Genomic DNA, 21,915 nt, shown 5'->3' with positions numbered 1-21,915 from the left:
CCTCTTCAAAAGCAGTGCCATGCAAAGGCCGGCGCCCTCGTGCGCCGGCCTTTGCATGGGTGCCGTCTCTAGAAGCGGTATCCATAAACCGCTAGAGTGCGGATCTTTTCCACACGAACTGTGCTGAGATGGGCTACGAACACGCGGAAAGCTTTACCACCCACACGCCCCTGCCGAAGCGGGCGGATACCGTCAGCGCACGCATCTCGCCCGCCGGCGGGCTGGACGTGCTTTCCCGCAACGAAGTGGCGCGGTTGCGCGATGCCAGCGGCTCGGGGCTGCATGCACTGCTTCGGCGCTGCGCGCTGGCGGTGCTGACCTCGGGCAACATCAGCGACGATCCCCGCTCGATGTTCGAGCAATATCCGGACTTCGACATCCAGGTGCTGCAGCAGGACCGCGGCATCAAGATCGAGCTCACCAACGCGCCCGGGCAAGCCTTCGTCGACGGGCAGATCATCCGTGGCATCAACGAGCTGATCGTCGCGGTGATACGCGACATCGTCTACGTCTCCGCGCAGATGGAACAAGGCGCCTTCGATCTCGAGGACTCGGTGGGCATCACGCATGCCGTGTTCGAGATCCTGCGCAATGCGCGCATCCTCAAGCCGCAGATCGATCCCAACCTCGTGGTGTGCTGGGGCGGTCATTCGATCTCACGCGACGAATACGAATACACCAAGCAGGTGGGCTACCAGCTCGGCCTGCGGGCCATGGACATCTGCACCGGCTGCGGGCCCGGCGCCATGAAAGGGCCGATGAAGGGCGCCACCATCGCCCATGCCAAGCAGCGGCGCCGCAACAACCGTTACATCGGCATCACCGAGCCCGGCATCATCGCGGCGGAGTCGCCCAACCCGATCGTCAACCAGCTCGTCATCATGCCGGACATCGAAAAGCGGCTGGAGGCCTTCGTCCGTACCGCGCACGGCATCATCGTCTTCCCCGGTGGCGTGGGTACGGCTGAGGAAATCCTGTACCTGCTCGGCATCCTGCTGCACCCGGACAACGCCGGCATTCCGTTCCCGTTGGTTTTCACCGGGCCTGCCGAGGCCTCGCCCTATTTCGAGCAGATCGATCGTTTCCTGCGGCTGGCGCTCGGGGATGACGTGGCCTCGCGCTACGAGATCCTCATGGGCGATCCGATCACCGTCGCGCGCTCCATGGTCAAGGGCATCGACCGCGTACGCAACTACCGTTTGGAGACCAAGGACGCATTCTTTTTCAACTGGGCGCTCAGCGTACCCTTCGAGTTCCAGCAGCCCTTCCGCCCCACCCATGAGGCGATGCGTTCGCTCGCGATCCATCGCGACCGCCCTCGCCACGAGCTCGCGGCCGACCTGCGGCGAGTCTTTTCCGGCATTGTCGCGGGTAACGTGAAGGACGAGGGCATCCGCGCGATCGAAGAGCGCGGCCCGTTCGAAATCGACGGTGACCCGGTGATCATGCAGGCGCTCGATGCGTTGCTGCAGGCGTTCGTGCAGCAGCAGCGCATGAAGCTGCCGGGAGGCAATGCCTACGTGCCCTGCTACCGTATCCCCGGTGGCCGCCGGAGCCCTGCTGTCAAGGCATGATCTGCCGGTGTCGGCAAGCTTGACAGCGCCAGGCTTTGCGACAAAACTATCGAGCTCACGCCCGATTAGCTCAGCTGGTTAGAGCACTTGACTGTTAATCAGGGGGTCGTTGGTTCGAGTCCAACATCGGGCGCCACATGATGCTCTTTCGGGGTCTTTGGGCCTCGTCAGAGACCAGCAAAACCCCGCCACTGTGCGGGGTTTTTGTTTTTGGGCATCGCCTGGTGTCGCCGGGCATCGTCTCAAGATGTGAGTAAGAATGTGAGTAAAGTCGGCTCATCGCACGCCCGATGCTAGATGGCTCGGCATCCGCCTGCGCCACCTTGGCGCCTCATCCGCAGGTGTTGCCCTCTTGATCCGCCATGCGGACGCGTCCTGCATTCGAGACGATGACTTTGAGTGCCTTGTGGCCATCGTGCGTGCAGAGCGACAAGGTGAGGTTGCTGCCGGCGGCGCTGCCATCGGGCAGGAATCGGACCAGGCGCCGTCCGCTGCTGCCGTGGATGAAAAGTCCGGGATGTCCGGACGAGCTTCGCAGCGGCGCATCGTCGATCTGTCCGTCACGGTCGTGATCGGCGCCGACCAGCCAGCCGGTAGTCCACTCGACGCCATTGCTGCATTGTCGAGCGTCCACAGTGGGGCAAACGATCACCGCCCGACGCTGCGTGATCGCGGTGGCACGGGCATATTGCAGGGTGGCGAACAAGTCGAGTCCGCTGGTCTGCAGCCGGTGCCGGCTGAGCAGGCCGACGAACGAGGGCAGTCCGAGCCCGGCCAGCACGGCGAGAACCGCTACCGTCATCAACTGCTCGATCAGGGTGAGTCCGCGCTGCCGACGCGGTTTCGTCCGTCTGGTCTTCATGGCCATTCTCCCTTGCGCAAGGGAGAGGCTAGGCAAGCCGCCGCCGGCGGGCTGCCGGCCGGGTGCGGTATGGGTGTCATCCCGGACCGACACGGGACGTGGGCCGCCGGCATTGCAAATGCGGGGTCAGGCCCGCATCTTGCGCGGAATGACCGACCGTTTCGTACTCAAGGCGCCCTATCGACCAGCAGGCGACCAGCCCCAGGCGATCGAGCGCCTGACCGCCGGCTTCGAGGCCGGCCTGGCCGCGCAGACCCTGCTCGGTGTCACCGGCTCGGGCAAGACCTTCACCATCGCCAACGTGATCGAGCGCATCCAGCGCCCGACCATCGTGCTGGCGCCGAACAAGACGCTGGCCGCGCAGCTCTACGGCGAATTCCGCGAGTTCTTCCCGGACAACGCCGTGGAGTACTTCGTCAGTTACTACGACTACTACCAGCCCGAGGCCTACGTGGTGGCCTCGGACACCTACATCGAGAAGGATGCCTCGATCAACGATCACATCGAGCAGATGCGCCTGGCCGCGACCAAGGCGCTGCTCTCGCGCCGCGATGCGCTGATCGTGGCCACCGTCTCGGCGATCTACGGCCTCGGCGACCCGGAGGATTACCTCAGCCTGCGGCTGATCCTGTCGGCCGGCGAGCGCATCGACCAGCGCAAGTTGATCCGCCAGCTCACCGAGCTGCAATACACGCGCAACGAGATGGAGCTGCATCGCGGCACTTACCGCGTGCGCGGCGAGGTGATCGACGTATTTCCGGCCGAGAACGAAACCGAGGCGCTGCGCATCGAGCTGTTCGACGGCGAAGTGGAAAGTCTGGCGCTGTTTGATCCGCTCACCGGCGAGACCCTGCGCAAGGTGCCGCGCTACACGGTCTATCCGCGCACGCACTACGCCAGCACGCGCGAGAGCGTGCTGAACGCCATCGAGACCATCAAGCTCGAGTTGACCGAGCGGCTGGAACAGCTTTATCGCGAGAACAAGCTGGTCGAGGCGCAGCGGCTGGAGCAGCGCACCCGCTTCGACATCGAAATGATGGCCGAGGTCGGCTATTGCCAGGGCATCGAAAACTATTCACGCCACTTGACGCGCCGCGCGCCGGGCGAGCCGCCGCCGACCCTGTTCGACTACCTGCCGCCGGATGCGCTGCTGGTGGTGGATGAGTCGCACGTCACCGTGCCGCAGCTCGGTGCCATGTACAAGGGCGACCGCTCGCGCAAGGAGACGCTGGTCGAGTTCGGCTTCCGTCTGCCCTCGGCGATGGACAACCGGCCGCTCAGGTTCGAGGAATGGGAACGCCGCGCGCCGCGCACGATCTTCGTCTCGGCCACGCCGGCCCGGTATGAACTCGAAAAATCCGGCGATGCCGTGGTCGAGCTGGTGGTGCGCCCCACCGGTCTGGTCGATCCGGAAGTGGAAGTGCGGCCGGTGCGCACCCAGGTCGACGACCTGCTGGGCGAGGCCAAGAAGCGCATCGCGATGGGCGATCGCGTGCTGGTCACCACGCTGACCAAGCGCATGGCCGAAAACCTCACCGACTACCTCGCCGAGCACGACGTCAAGGTGCGTTACCTGCATTCGGACATCGAGACCATCGAGCGCAGCGAGATCATCCGCGATCTTCGCCTGGGCGAGTTCGACGTGCTGGTCGGCATCAACCTGTTGCGCGAGGGGCTGGACATGCCCGAGGTGTCGCTGGTGGCGATTCTGGACGCCGACAAGGAAGGCTTCCTGCGCTCCACCGGCTCGTTGATCCAGACCATCGGCCGCGCGGCGCGCAACGTGCGCGGCAAGGCCATCCTGTATGCCGACGAGATCACCCGCTCGATGCAGGCGGCGATCGACGAGACCCGCCGCCGCCGCGAGAAGCAGATCGCCTGGAACGCGGCGCACGGCATCACGCCACAGACGGTGGTGCGGCGCATCGCCGACATCATGGAGGGCGCGCGCAGCGAAGCCGCTGCCGGCCGTCGGCGATCAGGCAAGACCCAGCGCACCGCCGTCGTGGCCGAGGAGGCTGCGTCCTACCAGGACCTCGATCCAGCGCAGGCGGCGAGTCTCCTCAAGAAACTCGAGGCACAGATGTACCGTCATGCGCAAAACCTCGAGTTCGAGGAAGCCGCGCGCATCCGCGATCGCATCCATCAATTGCGCGAGCGCGCCTTGCGCTGACGCGCCGTGTGGGTTGCCGCCGCACGGGCGCTTCCGTATACTGCGCCGCTTGCGCACATCATCGATGGGCGCGTGGGGCGGTTAGCTCAGCGGTAGAGCACTTCCTTGACATGGAAGGGGTCACAAGTTCGATCCTTGTACCGCCCACCATCGCTTTCCAAAGCCAAAGCCAAAGCCAAAGCCAAAGCCGAGCCATCCGCTCGGCTTTTTTTAATGCGCCATTGCGATTTCTTTAGCGTGCCATCAAGGCGATATTCAGGTTCAGAAGCCTTCCTTCACGGAAGAATGACCTTCCGATGGTGATAGTACGCCCCGTCCACGACAACACGACGAGGTTTTCTTCCATGCTTAACAATTTTCCCCGCCGTCTGTCTGCGCTGGCCGTGGGTTTGGCCTTGAGCGGCTTGGCCAGTGCCAATGTGCATGCCGAAAAATCGCCTGCGCTGGATCGGATCAGTCTCTGGGTGGGTGGGTATTATTCCAACAACGACACCGATTTGTCCGTGCGTGGCCGCGGCGATTACGCCGGCGCGAGCGGCAAGGTCAATTTAGAAGATGATCTCGGCCTCGATAAACACAGCACCAATCCCCGCGTCAGGGCGGATTTTCTGCTGGGCGACAGCCAAGGGTTTTCGTTCGACTTTTATCAGATCAACCGCGACAATACCCGCAGCGTGAATCAATACATCCCGCTGGTCGACGCCGATGTCGGCGCCAAGGTCAAGGGCAAGGTGAAATACAATTTCGGCAGTGCCGCTTATAAGTGGTGGTTTGGCCACGACTCCGATGTGTTCGGGGTCGGTCTGGGTGCAGCCTATTACAAGGTCGATCTCAGGCTTCGGGCCAGCGCCTCTGCCGGCGGTGAAAGCGTTTCCGGCTCGGAGGGCTACAGCGATCATGAGTGGGCGCCCATGTTGACGCTCGGTTGGCGTCATGCCTTCAATGACCAATGGCGCATGTATTTCGACGCTTCCGGGGTCAAAAAGAACGGTGGCGATCTGAATGGCCACATCTGGAACGCATCCCTGGGTGTCGAATGGTTCCCCTGGACCAATGTCGGCTTTGCGCTCGAGTACGCGGCCTCGCAGGTGAATCTCAACAAGGATTACGACAACGCCAAGACCCGGCTGGCCATCCATTCCGATGGTCCGGCGTTCTACCTGCGGGCGCGTTTCTAAGGCCGAACGGACTGGCTGCGACGGCTGGTTTGCTGCCAGAATCGCCGGCACCCTCCATGCAAGGTGCCGGCGATGTTGTATTTGTGGCTCAAGAGCTTCCATCTCGTGTTCGTCATCGCCTGGATGGCGGCGGTGTTCTATCTGCCCAGGATCCTGGTCAATCTTGCCGAGGCGGCCGGCGAACCTGCAGCGGTCCGTGAACGCCTGGTGCTGATGGGGCGGCGTCTCTACCGCTTCGGGCACATCATGTTCGGGATCGCCTTCCTGTTCGGCCTGGTCTTGTGGCTGGGGCCGCGTGCCCTGTCGTCTGGACCATTGCCCGACGTCGTTGCCGGTCGGCACTGGATCGATGCCAAGTTGACGCTGGTCGTGCTGATGCTAATCCATTTCATCTGGACGGGGCGCATGCTCAAGCGGCATGCGCGCGGCGACGCGCTGCCCTCGGCGCGCGCCTTGCGTGGCTTCAACGAACTACCGGTGCTGCTGCTGCTTGGCGTGGTCTATCTGGTGCTGGCCAAGCCTTTCTGATTTTCGCGAGGCGACTTCACCGCCCGGTGTAGTCGCGATACCAGGCGATGAAGCGTGCCACACCCTCTTCGATCGAGGTGTTCGGTGCGTAACCGACCTCGCGTCGCAGGGCCGACACGTCGGCCCAGGTGTCCGGCACGTCGCCCGGCTGCATCGGCAGCAGGCGTTTTTCCACCGTGCGACCGAGCCCGCGCTCCAGCAGTTCGATGAAATAGAGCAGTTCGACCGGCCGGTCGTTGCCGATGTTGTAGACCCGATACGGCGCGCTCGAGCTGCCGGGATTCGGCCGTTCGGCGTCGTAGGCCGGATCGGGCCGGGCGATGTGATCGAGCGTGCGGATCACGCCTTCGACGATGTCGTCGATATAGGTGAAGTCGCGCCGGTGATGGCCATAGTTGTAGACCTCGATCGGCTCGCCGCGACGGATGCGGTCGGCGAACAGCATCGGCGACATGTCCGGTCGTCCCCAGGGGCCGTACACGGTGAAGAAGCGCAGGCCCGTGGTCGGCAGGCCGTATAGATGGCTATAGCTGTGGGCCATCAGCTCGTTGGCTTTCTTGGTCGCCGCGTACAGGCTCACCGGATGATCAACCGGATCCTCCACGGCAAAAGGCAGCTTGCGGTTGGCGCCGTACACCGAACTCGACGAGGCATACACCAGATGTTCGACCGCGCCGTGCCGGCAGGTTTCCAGCACGTTGCCGAAGCCGACCAGATTGCTCTGCACATAGGCCTGCGGGTGTTTCAGCGAATAACGCACGCCGGCCTGCGCGGCCAGGTGCACCACGCGTTGTGGACGGAACGCGGCGAAGGCACGCTCGAGCGCGGCCGCATCGGCGACGTCCGAGCGCACGTGGGTGTAGCGCGGATGCGCGGCAAAGCCGGCGAGCCGGGCTTCCTTCAGTGCCGGGTCGTAGTAGTCGTTGTGGTTGTCGATGCCGAGCACTTCATCGCCACGGTCGAGCAGACGCCTGGCAAGTGCGGCGCCGATGAAGCCGGCGGTGCCGGTGACGAGGATGCGCATCGGACACTCTCCAAAAGCTTGGATTTTATCCGCCGCCGGTCACGTGGGCGGCTCCGGCCTGGGCTAAACTGAGCGCTTCCCGGCAGGCTTCCCCTTGAGGGGAGACCGCCCGAAACCGCATCGGGCTCGTCGAAGGCCGTCCTGCCGTTTCTTTCAAGCTTCGAGGAGCGGGGCCGGTTGCCCCGCCGCATGGGTCCATGATCGAAATCACATTGCCCGACGGCAGCAAGAAGAGCTTTGCATCTCCGGTGACGGTGCAGGAAGTGGCCGCCTCCATCGGCGCGGGTCTTGCCAAGGCGGCCCTGGCCGGCAAGGTGGATGGCCGACTGGTCGACACCAGTTATGTCATCGACCGCGATGCCCGCGTCGAGATCATCACCGACAAAAGTCCCGAGGCGCTGGACATCCTGCGCCACTCCACCGCGCATCTCCTTGCCCAGGCGGTCAAGAGGCTGTTCCCCACGGCGCAGGTCACCATCGGGCCGGTGATCGAGAACGGCTTCTACTACGACTTCGCCTATGAACGCCCCTTCACGCAGGAGGATCTGCCGCGCATCGAGGAGGAAATGCACCGCCTCGTCGAGGAGGCGCTGCCGGTCACCCGGCGGGTGCTGTCGCGCGAACAGGCGATCGATTTCTTCCGCGGGATCGGCGAGCACTACAAGGCCGAGATCATCGCCTCCATCCCGCCAGGCGAGGAGCTCTCGCTCTATACCCAGGGCGAGTTCACCGATCTCTGCCGCGGCACGCACGTGCCCAACACCGGGCTGCTGCGTGCCTTCAAGCTGATGAAGGTGGCCGGCGCCTATTGGCGCGGCGATGCCAACAACGCGATGCTTTCGCGCATCTACGGCACGGCCTGGCGCAACGAGAAAGAGCTCAAGGCCTACCTGCATCAGCTGGAGGAGGCCGAGAAGCGCGACCATCGCAAGCTCGGCAAGCAGCTCGATCTCTTCCACCAGCAGGAAGAAGGCCCGGGCATGGTGTTCTGGCACCCGAAGGGCTGGGCGATCTGGCAGCAGGTCGAGCAGTACATGCGCGGCGTATACAAAAAGAGCGGCTACCAGGAAGTGCGCTGCCCGCAGGTGCTCGACGTCTCGCTGTGGAAGCGGTCCGGGCATTGGGACAACTACGCCGAGAACATGTTCTTCACCGAGTCGGAAAAGCGCACTTACGCGCTCAAGCCGATGAACTGTCCGGGACACGTGCAGGTCTACAATGCCGGGTTGCACAGCTATCGCGACCTGCCGATCCGCTACGGCGAATTCGGTGCATGTCATCGCAACGAGCCCTCCGGCGCGCTGCACGGCCTGATGCGCGTACGCGCCTTCACCCAGGACGATGGCCACGTGTTCTGCATGCCCGAGCAGATCGAGGGCGAGGTCACCGCCTTCCATCGCCAGGCCATGCAGGTCTACGCCGACTTCGGCTTCGACGACATCGCGCTCAAGATCGCCCTGCGGCCGGACAAGCGCATCGGTTCGGACGAAGTGTGGGACCGCGCCGAGGCCGCGCTGCGCGGCGCCTTGGCCAGTGCCGGCGTGCAGTGGCAGGAGCTGCCGGGCGAGGGCGCCTTCTACGGGCCCAAGATCGAATACCACATGAAGGATTCGATCGGCCGCGCCTGGCAGGTCGGCACCATGCAGGTGGACTTCATGATGCCCGAGCGGCTCGGCGCCGAGTATGTGGACGAGCATTCCCAGCGTCGTCACCCGGTCATGCTGCACCGGGCCATCGTCGGTTCGATGGAGCGCTTCATCGGCATCCTCATCGAGCATTACGCCGGCAGCCTGCCGGTCTGGCTCGCGCCCGTGCAGGCGATGGTGTTCTCGATCACCGACGCGCAGACCGATTACGTGCGGCACGTGGCGCAAACCCTTGTGGACCAAGGCTTCCGCGTCCAGGCTGATTTGCGCAACGAAAAGGTCGGCTATAAAATCCGCGAACATACGCTGCAGAAAATCCCTTACCTGCTGATCGTCGGTGATCGCGAGAAGGAGGCGGGGGCGGTTTCCGTGCGTACGCGTGCCGGCGAGGACTTGGGCAGCCTGCCCTTGAAGGTGTTCGTCGACCGCCTGGCGGCCGAGGCGCGACGTTAGAAACGGCGCTTTCGGCTCAAAACGCAGCATTTTTGGAGGATAGGGGTATCGCCACCACCGACACCAAGGGCAATCGCCGCAACCATGAAATCCGCGTGCCGCGGGTACGCGTGATCGGGCCGGAATCGGAACAGCTCGGCATCATGTCCCGCGACGACGCATTGCGCGCCGCCGCCGATCTCGGTCTCGACCTGGTCGAGATCCAGCCCAACGGCGACCCGCCGGTCTGCCGGATCATGGATTACGGCAAGTTCAAGTTCGAGGCCCAGAAGAAGGCCCAGGCCGCCAAGAAGAAGCAGAAGCAGATCGAGATCAAGGAAGTCAAATTCCGCCCGGTCACCGACATCGGCGACTACCAGATCAAGCTGCGCAACATGCTTCGCTTCCTCGAGGAAGGCGACAAGGTCAAGGTCACCATCCGCTTCCGCGGTCGCGAGATGTCGCATCAGGAACTCGGCCAGAATCTCGCCGCCAAGATCCAGGGCGACATCGCCGAGCATGGCGTGATCGAGTCCTATCCGCGCCTGGAAGGTCGCCAGATGGTGATGATGGTCGCGCCGAAGAAGAAATGACCCGCCGCGGCGGGTCATTCGCTTGGCGCTCGCGGCGGCAGGCGGGCGCCGGTGGGGATGCACACCTAAAAGATGGGCCGGGACTGGTGCAGTGTCCGCTTTGCCCCTTATAATTGTCAGTTCGACCCGCGAGGATGGGTCGCTATCGATGCCGGCAGGATGGAAAGCGCAGCTTGCGATAAGGCTGTCGCCGGCTTGAGTTTTCGCCTGGATACGGAGCATTCCCATGCCCAAGATCAAGACCAACCGCGCGGCGGCCAAGCGCTTCCGCAAGACCGCCTCCGGCAAGTTCAAGGCCGGTCACGCCTTCAAGTCGCACATCCTGACCAAGAAGTCGACCAAGCGTAAGCGCAACCTGCGCGCCACCAATTACGTCAAGGCCTGCGACACCAAGGCCGTGGCGCGCATGCTGCCGTACCTGTAAGGCGAGGAGGATCACACCATGGCTCGTGTCAAGCGTGGCGTCACCGCCCGTCGTCGTCACAAGAAGATCATCGGTCGCGCGAAGGGCTACTACAACGCCCGCCGCAAGGTTTTCCGCGTCGCCAACCAGGCCGTCATCAAGGCCGGCCAGTACGCCTACATCGGCCGCAAGCAGAAGAAACGCCAGTTCCGCGCCCTGTGGATCGTGCGCATCAACGCGGCCGCGCGTCAGTTCGGGCTGTCCTACAGCCGACTGATCAATGGTCTGGCCAAGGCCGGCATCGCGGTCGATCGCAAGGTGCTGGCGGATCTTGCCGTGCACGACATCCAGGCATTCGGCGCGATCGCCGAAAAGGCCAAGGCCAGCCTGGCGGCGTGATTTGTGTGCAAGCCCAGGGGGCGCTCGCGCCTACCTGGGTTGAAGACACAGATTGAGTGCGGGGAGAAGGCCGGTGCCTTCTCCCCGTTTTCTTTGGGTGGACGAAAAACGGGACCTGCGAATGGAAGATCTCGATGGCCGCGTCGCGCAGGCTTTGGCCGACATCGGCCAAGCCGACACCCTCGAGGCGCTCGAGGCCTTGCGCGTTGGCCTGCTTGGCAAGAACGGCATCGTCACCACGGCGCTCAAGGCCCTGGGCAGTCTGTCGCCGGAAGAGCGCAAGCGCCGTGGCGCGGAAGTCAACCGCATCAAGGCTTCGCTGACGGAGGCGCTCGCTGCGCGCAAGGCGACGCTGGAACAGGCCGAACTCGAGCGCCGACTCGCCGCCGAGCGGATCGACGTCACCCTGCCTGGGCGTAATGGCACTCGCGGCGGTCTCCATCCGATCACCCGCACGCTCGAGCGCATCGCGGCCATCTTTGCGCGATTGGGCTACCAGCGCGTCGAGGGGCCGGAGATCGAAGACGACTGGCACAACTTCGAGGCGCTCAATTTCCCGCCGCATCATCCGGCACGGGCGATGCACGACACCTTCTATCTGGGCGATGGACGGCTCTTGCGCACGCACACCTCACCGGTGCAGATCCGCGCGATGGCGCATCTGGCGCCGCCGATTCGCATCATCGCGCCGGGCAAGGTCTATCGCAGCGACTCGGATCAGACCCATTCGCCGATGTTCCATCAGATCGAAGGGCTGCTGGTGGACGAGACGTCCACCTTCGCCGATCTCAAGGGCACGCTGGCCGAATTCTTGCGCGCGTTCTTCGAGCGCGACATCGAGATGATGTTCAAGCCGACCTATTTCCCGTTCGTCGAGCCGGGCGCGGACGTAATCATCCGCTGGCAGCAGGGCAGCGGTTCCAGCCGTTGGCTGGAAGTACTGGGCTGCGGCATGGTGCATCCGAACGTGCTGCAAAACTGCGGCATCGATCCGGAGCGCTACACCGGTTTCGCCTTCGGCATGGGCGTCGAGCGCCTGGCGATGCTGCGTTACGGCGTAGCCGACCTGCGCGCGTTCTTCGAAAACGATCTGCGTTTCCTGCGGCAGTTTGCCTAAAAAAGCGCAAGCCGGGCGCGCAAGGCGTGCCTTGGCTTGCCGTTTTCCGGGTTTTCCCCGGCCGATTTCCCCATTCCGATTTTCTGGACTTCAAAGCCATGAAATTTTCCGAGAACTGGCTGCGCACGCTGGTCGATGTTCCGGTCGATCGCGACAGCCTGGCCCGTGCACTCACCATGGCAGGGCTGGAGGTGGAGGAAGTGACGCCGATCGGTGCGTCGCTGGAAGGCGTGGTGGTGGGCCTGATTCTTTCCGCCGAACCGCATCCCGAAGCCGATCGCCTGCGCATTTGCACGGTGGATGCGGGGCTCGAGGCACCGCTGACCATCGTCTGCGGAGCGCCGAACGCGCGATCCGGGCTGAAGGCGCCCCTGGCCAAGGTCGGTGCCGTGTTGCCCGGTGGCATCGTCATCAAGACGGCCAAACTGCGCGGCGTGGCGTCGGCCGGCATGCTGTGTTCGGCCAAGGAACTCGGGCTGGACGAGGATGCTTCCGGATTGATGGAGCTGCCGCCCGATGCGCCGGTCGGCCAGCCGCTCACGAGTTATCTGGACCTGCCCGACGCGGTGTTCGAGGTCAGCCTCACACCCAACCGCGCCGACTGCCTGAGCCTGTATGGCATCGCCTTCGACGTGGCCGCGCTCTTTGGCTGCCGGGTGAAAGAGCCGGCGCAGACTCAGGTGACGGTGAGCGGCCAGGCTGGCCGCCGCATCCGTCTGGAGGCTGGCGCCGATGCGCCACGCTATCTCGGCCGCCTCGTCGAGGGTATCGACGCCGCCGCCCCCACGCCGGTCTGGATGGCCGAACGGCTGCGCCGCTCGGGACTGCGGCCGATCAGCGCGGTGGTCGACGTCACCAACTACGTGATGCTGGAGCTCGGCCAGCCGCTGCATGCCTTCGACAACGACACGCTGCACGGCGACATCGTGGTGCGTCATGCCCGCGCGGGCGAGATGCTGACATTGCTCGACGGCAGCGAGGTCAGGCTGGAGTCGGACTTCCTGTTGATCGCGGATGAGACCCGCCCGCTGGCGGTCGCCGGGGTGATGGGCGGGCTGGACTCGCGCGTCACCGCGGCGACACGCGACGTGTTTCTGGAAGCAGCCCATTTCGCGCCCGCGGCGATCATGGGGCGGGCGCGGCGGCTCGGCTTGCATACCGAGGCTTCGCATCGCTTCGAGCGCGGGGTCGATCCGGTGCTGCCGGAGCGTGCGCTGGAACGCGCCACCGAACTGCTGCTCGCCATTGCCGGTGGCCGCGCCGGACCGGTGAGCCGGGCGGAGCGTCCCGGTGATCTGCCGTCGCCTCGGCCGATCCGCTTGCGCCGGGATCGCCTCGTGCGCCTGCTCGGCATCCATCTGGACGATGCCGAGGTCGTGCGCATCCTGACGGCGCTGGGCATGCGTATCGAGCCGGACACCGCGGGATGGCAGGTCACTGCCCCGAGCCGGCGCTTCGACATCGAACGCGAGGAAGACCTGATCGAGGAAGTGGCGCGCATCCATGGCTACGACCGGATTCCGGTGCGCACGCCGGCCGGTGCGTTGCGCCTGGCCATCGAGCCCGAAACGCGCATCAGCGAACTGGCGCTGCGCGAGCAACTGGCGGCACGCGATTATCACGAGGCGATCAATCTCGCCTTCGTCTCCGCCGAGCTGCTCGCGCACTGGGGCTTCAGGCATGACCTGGTGACTCTCGCCAACCCCTTGTCGGCGGATCTTGCGGTCATGCGCCCGTCACTGCTGCCCGGGCTGGTCGAGGCCTTGCGACACAATCGCGCGCGCCAGCAGGACCGCGTCCGCCTGTTCGAGCTGGCGCGCGTGTTCGCTCAAGGCAAGTCCGGCGAGCCGCCGATCGAGACGCCCGCCCTGGCGCTGGCTGTCTTCGGCCCGGCGCATGCCGAGCAATGGGGCGAGCCCAAGCGGGCATGCGATTTTTATGATCTCAAAGGCGAGCTCGACGCCCTCGTCGCCTGGACCGGCGAGCCGGCCCGCTGGACGGTCGATGCCGAGGCGCTGCCGCCCTGGCTGCATCCCGGCCGCAGTGCGCGCATCCTGCATGAGGGCGTGGTCGTGGGGCATCTGGGCGCCTTGCATCCGCAGCTTCTGCGCGTGCTCGATCTCGGCGCCGAGGTGTACGTGCTGGAAGTGGCGGTGGCGCCGCTGCTGGCGCATCGTCTGCCGCAGGCACGCCCGGTGCCACGCTTCCCGCAGATTCGTCGCGACATCGCCGTGGAATTGCCCGAAGCGGTGCCCTGGGCCAAGGTCGAACAGGCCCTGCGCGAACGGCTGGGACCGGTCCTCGTCGAGCTGCGCCTGTTCGATCGCTACAGCGGCCAGGGCATCGAGGCAGGCGCCAAGAGCCTCGCTATGGGCTTGATTTTGCAGGATGCATCGCGCACGCTAACCGACGAGGAGGCCGACCGCTGGGTGCGCGAGGCGGTGTCGGCGCTGGAGGCGGCATGCGGGGCGAAATGGCGAGGTTGAGATGGCGCTGACCAAAGCGGAACTGGCCGAGCGGCTCTTCCTCGACGTCGGGCTCAACAAGCGCGAGGCGAAGGAATTCGTGGATGCCTATTTCGAGGTGGTCCGCGAGACGCTCGAGCGCGGCGAGCCGGTCAAGCTTTCCGGCTTCGGCAACTTCGATCTCAGGGTCAAGAACCAGCGGCCGGGACGCAATCCCAAGACCGGCGAGGAGATCCCGATCTCCGCCCGGCGCGTGGTCACCTTCAGGCCTGGACAGAAACTCAAGGTACGGGTAGAAGGCTATGTTGGACCCAAGCCATAACGACGAGCTGCCGCCCATCCCGGCCAAGCGCTACTTCACCATCGGCGAGGTGAGTGAGCTGTGCGCCGTCAAGCCGCACGTGCTGCGCTATTGGGAACAGGAATTCCCCGCGCTCAATCCGGTCAAGCGGCGCGGCAACCGGCGTTATTACCAGCGCCACGACGTGCTGATGATCCGGCAGATCCGCAGCCTGCTCTACGAGGAAGGCTTCACCATCACTGGCGCCCGCGCACGTCTCGAGGGGCCGCAGGCGCGGGTGGAAGCCACGCTCTCACACCAGATCGTGCGCCAGGTGCGCCTGGAGCTGGAGGAAGTGCTGGCCCTGCTGCGTCGTTGAAGCGGCCGGTCATCTGCTATAATCGGCGGTCTGCAAGAAAGGGCGGCTTGGATGGCCGCCCTCTGATGTTTGCGGTGGGGATGACCGCTTCAATCCAAGTCGGGGTGTAGCGCAGCCTGGTAGCGCATCTGCCTGGGGGGCAGGGGGTCGTGGGTTCGAATCCCGCCACCCCGACCATCGATTGAAATGCAACGGCGCCGCTGGCGCCGTTTTCGTTGCTGCGGTACCGACATCGATCCGCTCGCCGCGCGTATGCTCATGCCTTTCGGCACACGAGAGCAGCCCCATGCGTAGCCTGTCATGCACGATCCTGCTGTCGCTGGCCTTGGTGCCCGCCTGCGGCGCCCGGCCCGGTGGCGATACGCTCGATGATGCGACGCTCAAAGCCCTGGCCGCTCAGCCATGGGACAAGGCACGGCTGATGAATACGCGCGAGCGCATTGGCATTCACCATGGCGTGCCAGTGATCGCCGAATACCCGTGTTCGGATGTGTGCCCGCAATACACCGTGCGGATCATCCATTACGAGCTGCCACCGGGCGCGGATTGTGCGCGTGTCGGTGGCGTCGAGCAGTCGGTGGGCGTGCCGGTGGCCATCGCGGTGATGCCCCGCAGTTTCTGTTTCCCGAAGGTGCTCGTCGAGGCGAAGCTGCATTACGTGCGCTGACCGGCGCCGCGCCGGGCAACTTTGCGGCTTTCAGCCTGCGCAGCGCCAGACGCCGCATCGAGCCCACGGACGAAAGGGCGTCACGCAGGCGGCCGCCGGCTTCGGAAAGGGGGCATCCGGACACCATGCGATCCTGCCGAGGCGCGGCCGTCCGGAGCCAGCTTTTCGGGTCGCGATGTGTGCCGGACCCGAGGGGGATTCACTCCCGCGCGCCGTCGCCCGTGAACGCACCCGGCGCCGAGCCGAAATCGCCGTCGGCCTGCGCGGCGAGGTAGGCGAAGGTCGCATACACCGCCACGTTCTGCGCCAGTTCCTTGGGCACGATCTTGTCCAGGGTGTCGTTGGCGGTGTGGTGCCAGTCGAAGTAATGCGTGCCGTCCTGGGTCAGCGACAGCGCGGCCATGCCTCGGACGTGCATCTGCGAGAGATCGGAGCCGCCGCCGCCGGGCTGGCCGGGTTCGTACTGGACGCCGATCGGGGCGAGCAGTGCAGCGATCTGCGCAATCGCGCCGCGCGCCTCGGGTTTGACGCTGGCGCTCATGCGCCAGATCGGGCCGGCGCCGAAGTCTGATTCGCTGCCGAGCTGGAACTTGCCCACCTCGCCGGCGTGCTTGTCCGCATAGGCGCGCGCGCCCCACAAGCCCATTTCCTCGTTGGCGAAGGCGATTACGCGAATGGTGCGATCGGGGCGCTTGGGCAGGTCGTGGATCAGCTTGGCCGCGCCCATGGCGATGGCGACGCCGGCGGCATCATCGATCGCGCCGGTACCGGGATCCCACGAGTCGAGATGACCGCCGATGGCCACCACTTGGTCGGGATGCTTGCGGCCGGTGATTTCACCGATCACGTTGGCGCCGGTGTATTCACCGACGATGCCGCAGTCGAGGTCGAGCCGCACCGTCACCGGCTTGCCGTAGGCCAGCACGCGCTCGAGCTGGTCGGCGTCGGGGTTGGACAGCGCCGCGGCGGGAATCGCCGGCTGCCTGGGGTCGCGAAAGCCGGTGACGCCGGCATGCGGCGTGCGGCTGTCCGCATCGGTACCGGCCGAGCGCAGCAGGAAACCGGCGGCGCCCTTGGCGGCGGCAAGCGGCGGGCCCATGGTGCGGATCGCCGAACCGAAGCGGTAGTCGGCGCCGTCCTTGTGCCGCTGCATGCGGAAGCCGATATAGACGAGCTTGCCTTTGACCTGTGCCGGATCGGCGGCCTTGAGCGCGTCCAGGCTGTCGAACTTCACCACCTCGGCGGTGAGGCCGCCGGCCGGCGTGCCCGGCGAATAGCCCAGCGCGGTGAGCACCAACGGTTGGGCGAACGGCGCGACGATGGCGCCATGTTCGCTACGCCGCTGCCACAGCGGATAGCTGACCGGCTCGGTATAGACCTTGTCGAAGCCCAGTTCCTTTAACTTGGCCACCGCCCAGTCGCGGGCGCGCTGGTCCGCCGGGCTGCCGGCAAGGCGCGGTCCCACTTCGGTGGTGAGCGAGTCCAGTACCCGATAGGCGGTATCGTCGGTGAGCGCGCGATCGCGCAGTTGTTCGGCCGTCTTTACGGCCGCGGCGGGAAGCGTGGTCTCGGCGGCATGGGCGGTGCCGACCACGAACAGGGCGGCGGCGAGGGGCAGCAGGCGGCGCATCGGCAGACTCCGGCGGAAGGGCGGACCGATTATCGGCCGGCGCGTCGGGGTCGCGCCAGTGGAACGTCAAGGCGACGCCATCAGCTACGTTGCTTGAGCAGGTCGCGGATCTCGGTGAGCAGCGCGACGTCGGCCGGGACCGGTGCGGCCTTTTCCTGCCGATGCGTGAGCCGATTGACGGCCTTGACCAGCAGGAAGACCGCCGCCGCGATGATCAGGAACTGGATCAGCGTGTTGATGAAGGCGCCATACTGGATGGCCACCTCGGCGGTCTTGTGCGCGGGATCGGTGTCGTCCGCGGGCTTGAGCACCCATTTGAGCTGCGAGAAATCGATGCCGCCGGTGAGCCAGCCGATCGGCGGCATGATCACCTGGTCGACCAGCGAGCTCACGATCTTGCCGAACGCGCCGCCGATGACCACGCCGACGGCGAGGTCGATGACGTTGCCGCGCATCGCGAAGGTTTTGAATTCCTGCCAGAGGCTCATGGGGCATTTCCTCGTTTTAAGTGAAAAACAAGATGCCTTGACCACGCGTCCAGAAAATGTCGAAGGCCTTGGGCAGGCCGAGCATCAAGCCTGGACGATGCGTCCGTCGAGGGTCGCCACGCCATCGAGTGCCGCATGGAAGCGATCGCCGCACCGCAACGGACCCACACCCGCCGGCGTGCCGGTGAACACCAGATCGCCGGGCCTGAGCTCGAACAGCCGCGAAAGCGCGGCGAGGATGGCCGGCACGTTCAGCAGCATGTCGGCCAGCCGCGCCGATTGGCGAAGCTCGCCGTTGACGGTGAGGCTGAGCAAGGTATCCGCATGCGGCCGGGCACGTTCCAGCGGACAGAGCGCCGAGAGCGGTGCCGAATGATCGAACGCCTTGGCGGCATCCCACGGCTCGCCGCGTGCTTTCGCCCGGGCCTGCAAGTCGCGGCGGGTGAGGTCCAGGCCGACACCGTGGCCGAAGATCAGGCCTTCCGCCGCCGCGGGCTCGATCTCGCGTCCGCCGCGGGCGAGCGCCACCACCATCTCGACTTCGTGATGCAGCTCGGCGGTGGCGGCGGGGTAGGGCACGTCGGCGCCATCGGTGACCAGCGCATCGGCCGGCTTGCAGAAGAAGATCGGTGCGGCCGTATCCACCGTCGCGCCCATCTCGCGGGCGTGGTCGGCGTAGTTGCGTCCGATGCAGAACACGCGGCGGACGGGAAAACGCGCCGCGCTGCCCAGTACCGGCACGCTGACCTGCGGCGGCGGATCGATGACGTAGGACATGGATTTACAGCTCCCGGGCCAACATTCGACGCGCAAGTCTAGTGCCAGGCGCCCTGGTCCTGCGATGCGCGCCTCGCGCCGAGATGACATTCGTCACCGGCGATGTTTGACAGTTCGCGCTGGGTGGCCCGTGGCCGCGTGGCTACCTTGGCGGGCATGAGTCACGCCGACCTGCTCCAGCAATTGCGCATTGAACGCCACCAGCGCGGGGACCACGGCCGCCGTCCGTCGCGCTGGCCGTGGTTCGTCGCCGTCGCGATCGTCGTGCTCGTGCTGCTGGCCGGTGGCTGGTGGTTGTTCGCCGCGCGTCCGCCGGTGGTGCGCACGGCGAGTGCGCTGGCGCCCGCGCAGGATGCCGGCGCGGTGCTGCAGGCCACCGGCTATGTCACCGCGCGCCGACAGGCGACGGTGTCGGCGCAGATCACCGGCACGCTGATCGCGGTGCTGATCGAGGAAGGCGAGCGCGTGCGCAAGGGCCAGGTGGTGGCGCGCCTGGACGATGCGCAATACCGCGCGGCGCTGACCGCGGCGCAGACGCAGGCCGCGGCGGCCCGTGCGCTGGTCGCGCAATATCGCGCGCAGCTCGCGCAGAACCGGCGCGATGCCGAACGCCAGCAGACGCTGGCCGTGCGCGGGCTCAGCGCGAGACAGTCGGCCGAGCAGGCGCAGACCCAGGTCGAGTCCATGCGCGCGCAACTGGCCGCGCAGCTCAAGCAGGCCGCCGCCGCCGATGCGCAGGTGGAAGAAGCCCGGGTGAACTTCGACTATTGCGTGGTGCGCGCGCCGTTCGACGGCGTCATCACCACCAAGGATGCGCAGGTCGGCGAGATCGTCTCGCCGTTTTCCGCCGGCGGCGGGTTCACCCGCACCGGCATCGGCACCGTGGTCGACATGGATTCGCTGGAAGTGGACGTCGACGTCAACGAGGCCTACATCGGCCGCGTGAAATCGAACATGCCCGCCGAGGCCGTGCTCGATGCGTATCCGGACTGGCGCATTCCCGCGCACGTGATCGCCATCGTGCCCGCCGCCGACCGCGGCAAGGCGACGGTGAAGGTGCGCGTGGCGCTGGAGCACAAGGACGCGCGCATCGTGCCCGACATGGGCGTGCGGGTGTCGTTCCTCGAACAGCAGCCGGAGGCCGCTGCGCAGACCACCACCGGCGTGTTGCTGCCGCCTGCGGCGATCGCGCGACGCGAGGGCCGGGCCGTGGTGTTCGTGCTCGACGGCGGGCGCGTGCATCAGCGTGCCGTGCAACCGCTCGACTTCGGCGCGATGAAGCGCGTGGCCGACGGCGTGAACGCCGGCGAGGCCGTGGTGCTCGATCCGCCCGCGACCTTGCGCGACGGCATGGCGGTGCGCCCGGCGCAGGCCGCGCCGCCATGAACGCGCGCAAGCCACCGGACCACCGTGGCCGCCCAAAGTGGCGGCGCCCAGACGAGGACCTGAGATGAGTACGTTGATCGGCATCCGCGACCTTTCCAAGGTCTACACGCGCGGCAAGCAGAAAGTGGAAGTGCTGCACCACATCGACCTCGACATCGCCGAAGGTGACTTCCTCGCGCTGATGGGCCCGTCGGGCTCGGGCAAGACCACGCTGCTCAATCTGATCGGCGGGCTGGATACGCCGAGCGCCGGCAGCATCGAGGTCGGCGGCGAGCGCATCGACCGGCTCGGCGGTGGCGCGCTGGCGAAGTGGCGTGCCGCGCACGTCGGCTTCGTGTTCCAGTTCTACAACCTGATGCCGATGCTTTCGGCGCAGAAGAACGTGGAGTTGCCGCTGCTGCTGACCCGGCTGTCCGCCGCGCAGCGCAGGAAGAACGCGGCCATCGCGCTGCAACTGGTGGGCCTGGCCGATCGTGCCGCGCACAAGCCGAGCGAGCTTTCCGGCGGCCAGCAACAGCGCGTGGCGATCGCCCGCGCGATCGTCTCCGACCCGACACTGCTGGTGTGCGACGAGCCGACCGGCGATCTCGACCGCCAATCCGCCGAGGACGTGCTCGGCCTGCTGCGCACGCTCAACCGTGAGCACGGCAAGACCATCGTCATGGTCACGCATGATCCCAAGGCCGCCGGATACGCCGACCACGTGCTGCATCTGGACAAGGGCACACTGGTCGAACGGGCCGCGGCCTGAAGGAGGGCGCGATGAAATATCTTCCGCTGATCTGGGCGGCGCTGTTCCGGCGCAAGTCGCGCACCTTGCTCACGCTGGTGTCGATCATCGCCGCCTTCGTGCTGTTCGGCCTGCTCGACAGCGTGCGTCTGGCTTTCGCCGGCACGCAGAACGTGGCCGGCGCCGGCCGCCTGGTGGTGACCTCGCGCATGTCGATGCAGCAGCCCCTGCCGGAAAGCCTCGGCGCGCGCATCGCCGGCGTGCCCGGCGTGGCCGCGGTGGCGTCGGCCAACTGGTTCGGCGGCGTCTATCAGGATGCGAGAAAGCAGGTGGTCAGCTTCGCGGTGAGTCCCGGTTATCTCGATCTCTATCCGGAAACGACGCTGTCCGCGCCGGAACGCGAGGCATGGCAGCGTACCCGCACCGGCGCCGTGGTCGGCGCGGCGCTGGCGAAGAAATACGGCTGGAAAGTCGGCGACAAAATACCGCTGCGTTCGACCATCTTTCCCGCCAGGTCCGGCGGCGGCACCTGGACCTTCGACATCGTCGGCCTGATGCACGCGACGAACCCGGCGCGCGAGCAGATCATGCTGTTCCACTGGAAGTACTTCGACGAGAACAACGCCTTCGGCAGCGGTACCGTGCACTGGTACGTGGTGAAGGTGGCCGATCCCGGCCAGGCCGATGCGGTGGCTCATGCCATCGATGTGCTTACGGCCAACTCCGACCACGAGACGCGCACGCAGACCGAGCAGGCGTTCCAGGCCTCGTTTCTCAAGCAGCTGGTGAACGTGGGCTTCATCGTCAGCGCGATCATGGGCGCGGTGTTCTTCACCTTGCTGCTGCTCACCGGAAACACGATGATGCAGGCGGTGCGCGAGCGCACGTTCGAGCTGGCCGTGCTCAAGACCCTGGGATTTCCCGACGCCGGCGTGCTGGCGATGGTGCTGGCCGAGAGCGTGCTGCTGCTGGTGCTCGGCGGCGTGCTCGGCCTTGCGCTGGTGGCGCTGATCGTGCCGGCGCTCGCGGCCGGCAGCGGCGGCCTGATGCCGATCCAGGCGCTGGGCTGGCCGACCTGGCTCGCTGGCGTGCTGCTGATGCTGACGATCGGCGCGCTGGTCGGCCTGCCGCCGGCATGGCGCGCGATGCGCCTGAACATCGTCGATGCGTTGAGCGGACGCTGA

Annotated in this window: 21 protein-coding genes and 3 tRNA genes; 19 read left to right on the top strand and 5 right to left on the bottom strand. The window is 65.8% G+C overall.

Annotation, left to right across the window (positions count from 1 at the left end):
• The first annotated feature begins 128 nt into the window (after positions 1-128).
• Positions 129-1,574: a nucleotide 5'-monophosphate nucleosidase PpnN gene (gene ppnN / locus ALSL_RS08485; RefSeq protein WP_126538267.1), complete on the top strand. Its 1,446-nt coding sequence runs from the start codon at positions 129-131 to the stop codon at positions 1,572-1,574.
• 59 nt (positions 1,575-1,633) lie between these two features.
• Positions 1,634-1,710: transfer RNA gene (locus tag ALSL_RS08480), tRNA-Asn, on the top strand.
• 195 nt (positions 1,711-1,905) lie between these two features.
• On the opposite strand, the gene ALSL_RS08475 is transcribed toward ALSL_RS08480, so the two are convergent.
• Positions 1,906-2,442 carry a GspH/FimT family pseudopilin gene (locus ALSL_RS08475; protein WP_126538265.1) on the bottom strand — a complete coding sequence of 179 codons (537 nt, stop codon included), beginning with the start codon at positions 2,440-2,442 and terminating at the stop codon, positions 1,906-1,908.
• A gap of 142 nt (positions 2,443-2,584) precedes the next feature.
• On the opposite strand from ALSL_RS08475, the gene uvrB reads away from it, so the two are divergent.
• The 4 genes from uvrB (at position 2,585) to ALSL_RS08455 (ending at position 6,315) form a co-directional block, all read left to right on the top strand.
• On the top strand, positions 2,585-4,609 hold the full coding sequence (gene uvrB / locus ALSL_RS08470; RefSeq protein ID WP_126538263.1) for an excinuclease ABC subunit UvrB: 2,025 nt from the start codon (positions 2,585-2,587) through the stop codon (positions 4,607-4,609).
• Positions 4,610-4,684: 75 nt separating this feature from the next.
• Positions 4,685-4,759 (top strand) — tRNA-Val (locus tag ALSL_RS08465).
• 194 nt (positions 4,760-4,953) lie between these two features.
• On the top strand, positions 4,954-5,787 hold the full coding sequence (locus ALSL_RS08460) for a hypothetical protein (protein ID WP_126538261.1): 834 nt from the start codon (positions 4,954-4,956) through the stop codon (positions 5,785-5,787).
• A gap of 72 nt (positions 5,788-5,859) precedes the next feature.
• Positions 5,860-6,315 carry a CopD family protein gene (locus tag ALSL_RS08455; RefSeq protein ID WP_126538259.1) on the top strand — a complete coding sequence of 152 codons (456 nt, stop codon included), beginning with the start codon at positions 5,860-5,862 and terminating at the stop codon, positions 6,313-6,315.
• 16 nt (positions 6,316-6,331) lie between these two features.
• On the opposite strand, the gene ALSL_RS08450 is transcribed toward ALSL_RS08455, so the two are convergent.
• Positions 6,332-7,339 carry an NAD-dependent epimerase gene (locus ALSL_RS08450; protein ID WP_126538256.1) on the bottom strand — a complete coding sequence of 336 codons (1,008 nt, stop codon included), beginning with the start codon at positions 7,337-7,339 and terminating at the stop codon, positions 6,332-6,334.
• Positions 7,340-7,536: 197 nt separating this feature from the next.
• On the opposite strand from ALSL_RS08450, the gene thrS reads away from it, so the two are divergent.
• From thrS to ALSL_RS08400, 10 genes are all read left to right on the top strand, one after another.
• Entirely contained in the window at positions 7,537-9,438 is a 1,902-nt protein-coding gene (gene thrS, locus ALSL_RS08445) for a threonine--tRNA ligase (RefSeq protein WP_126538254.1), read from the top strand.
• A 32-nt stretch (positions 9,439-9,470) separates the two neighbouring features.
• Positions 9,471-10,010 carry a translation initiation factor IF-3 gene (gene infC, locus ALSL_RS08440; protein ID WP_126538252.1) on the top strand — a complete coding sequence of 180 codons (540 nt, stop codon included), beginning with the start codon at positions 9,471-9,473 and terminating at the stop codon, positions 10,008-10,010.
• 226 nt (positions 10,011-10,236) lie between these two features.
• On the top strand, positions 10,237-10,434 hold the full coding sequence (gene rpmI / locus ALSL_RS08435) for a 50S ribosomal protein L35 (protein WP_126538250.1): 198 nt from the start codon (positions 10,237-10,239) through the stop codon (positions 10,432-10,434).
• 18 nt (positions 10,435-10,452) lie between these two features.
• Positions 10,453-10,812: a 50S ribosomal protein L20 gene (rplT, locus tag ALSL_RS08430; RefSeq protein WP_126538248.1), complete on the top strand. Its 360-nt coding sequence runs from the start codon at positions 10,453-10,455 to the stop codon at positions 10,810-10,812.
• 121 nt (positions 10,813-10,933) lie between these two features.
• Complete coding sequence (pheS, locus tag ALSL_RS08425; protein ID WP_126538246.1) at positions 10,934-11,929, top strand: phenylalanine--tRNA ligase subunit alpha; 996 nt, start codon at positions 10,934-10,936, stop codon at positions 11,927-11,929.
• Positions 11,930-12,027: 98 nt separating this feature from the next.
• Positions 12,028-14,415 (top strand): phenylalanine--tRNA ligase subunit beta, encoded by a 2,388-nt coding sequence (gene pheT, locus ALSL_RS08420; RefSeq protein WP_126538244.1) that lies wholly within the window; start codon positions 12,028-12,030, stop codon positions 14,413-14,415.
• Position 14,416: 1 nt separating this feature from the next.
• On the top strand, positions 14,417-14,716 hold the full coding sequence (locus ALSL_RS08415) for an integration host factor subunit alpha (protein ID WP_126538242.1): 300 nt from the start codon (positions 14,417-14,419) through the stop codon (positions 14,714-14,716).
• Positions 14,697-15,053 (top strand): MerR family transcriptional regulator, encoded by a 357-nt coding sequence (locus tag ALSL_RS08410; protein ID WP_126538240.1) that lies wholly within the window; start codon positions 14,697-14,699, stop codon positions 15,051-15,053. Before ALSL_RS08415 ends, ALSL_RS08410 begins: the two co-directional genes overlap by 20 nt.
• Before the next feature lie 100 nt (positions 15,054-15,153).
• Positions 15,154-15,230: transfer RNA gene (locus tag ALSL_RS08405), tRNA-Pro, on the top strand.
• 109 nt (positions 15,231-15,339) lie between these two features.
• Positions 15,340-15,720 (top strand): hypothetical protein, encoded by a 381-nt coding sequence (locus ALSL_RS08400; protein WP_126538238.1) that lies wholly within the window; start codon positions 15,340-15,342, stop codon positions 15,718-15,720.
• A 199-nt stretch (positions 15,721-15,919) separates the two neighbouring features.
• Here the strand turns inward: ALSL_RS08400 and ALSL_RS08395 are convergent, their stop codons facing one another.
• The 3 genes from ALSL_RS08395 to ALSL_RS08385 all read right to left on the bottom strand — a co-directional run bounded on the left by ALSL_RS08395 (position 15,920) and on the right by ALSL_RS08385 (position 18,615).
• Positions 15,920-17,350, bottom strand: a complete 1,431-nt coding sequence (locus ALSL_RS08395) for a M20/M25/M40 family metallo-hydrolase (RefSeq protein WP_126538236.1) — start codon at positions 17,348-17,350, stop codon at positions 15,920-15,922.
• 80 nt (positions 17,351-17,430) lie between these two features.
• Positions 17,431-17,838: a large-conductance mechanosensitive channel protein MscL gene (gene mscL / locus ALSL_RS08390; protein WP_126538234.1), complete on the bottom strand. Its 408-nt coding sequence runs from the start codon at positions 17,836-17,838 to the stop codon at positions 17,431-17,433.
• 84 nt (positions 17,839-17,922) lie between these two features.
• A complete protein-coding gene (locus tag ALSL_RS08385) occupies positions 17,923-18,615 on the bottom strand; it encodes a fumarylacetoacetate hydrolase family protein (protein ID WP_126538232.1) in 693 nt (230 codons plus the stop codon).
• A gap of 156 nt (positions 18,616-18,771) precedes the next feature.
• On the opposite strand from ALSL_RS08385, the gene ALSL_RS08380 reads away from it, so the two are divergent.
• From ALSL_RS08380 to ALSL_RS08370, 3 genes are all read left to right on the top strand, one after another.
• The gene (locus ALSL_RS08380) at positions 18,772-20,001 is read left to right on the top strand and encodes an efflux RND transporter periplasmic adaptor subunit (RefSeq protein ID WP_126538230.1); all 1,230 of its coding nucleotides are present in this window, start codon (positions 18,772-18,774) and stop codon (positions 19,999-20,001) included.
• A 64-nt stretch (positions 20,002-20,065) separates the two neighbouring features.
• The gene (locus ALSL_RS08375) at positions 20,066-20,752 is read left to right on the top strand and encodes an ABC transporter ATP-binding protein (RefSeq protein ID WP_126538228.1); all 687 of its coding nucleotides are present in this window, start codon (positions 20,066-20,068) and stop codon (positions 20,750-20,752) included.
• 11 nt (positions 20,753-20,763) lie between these two features.
• Positions 20,764-21,915 carry an ABC transporter permease gene (locus tag ALSL_RS08370; RefSeq protein ID WP_126538226.1) on the top strand — a complete coding sequence of 384 codons (1,152 nt, stop codon included), beginning with the start codon at positions 20,764-20,766 and terminating at the stop codon, positions 21,913-21,915.

Source organism: Aerosticca soli, assembly GCF_003967035.1.
Classification (GTDB): Bacteria; Pseudomonadota; Gammaproteobacteria; order Xanthomonadales; family Rhodanobacteraceae; genus Aerosticca; species Aerosticca soli.
This window is presented reverse-complemented; position numbering and strand designations above follow the sequence as displayed.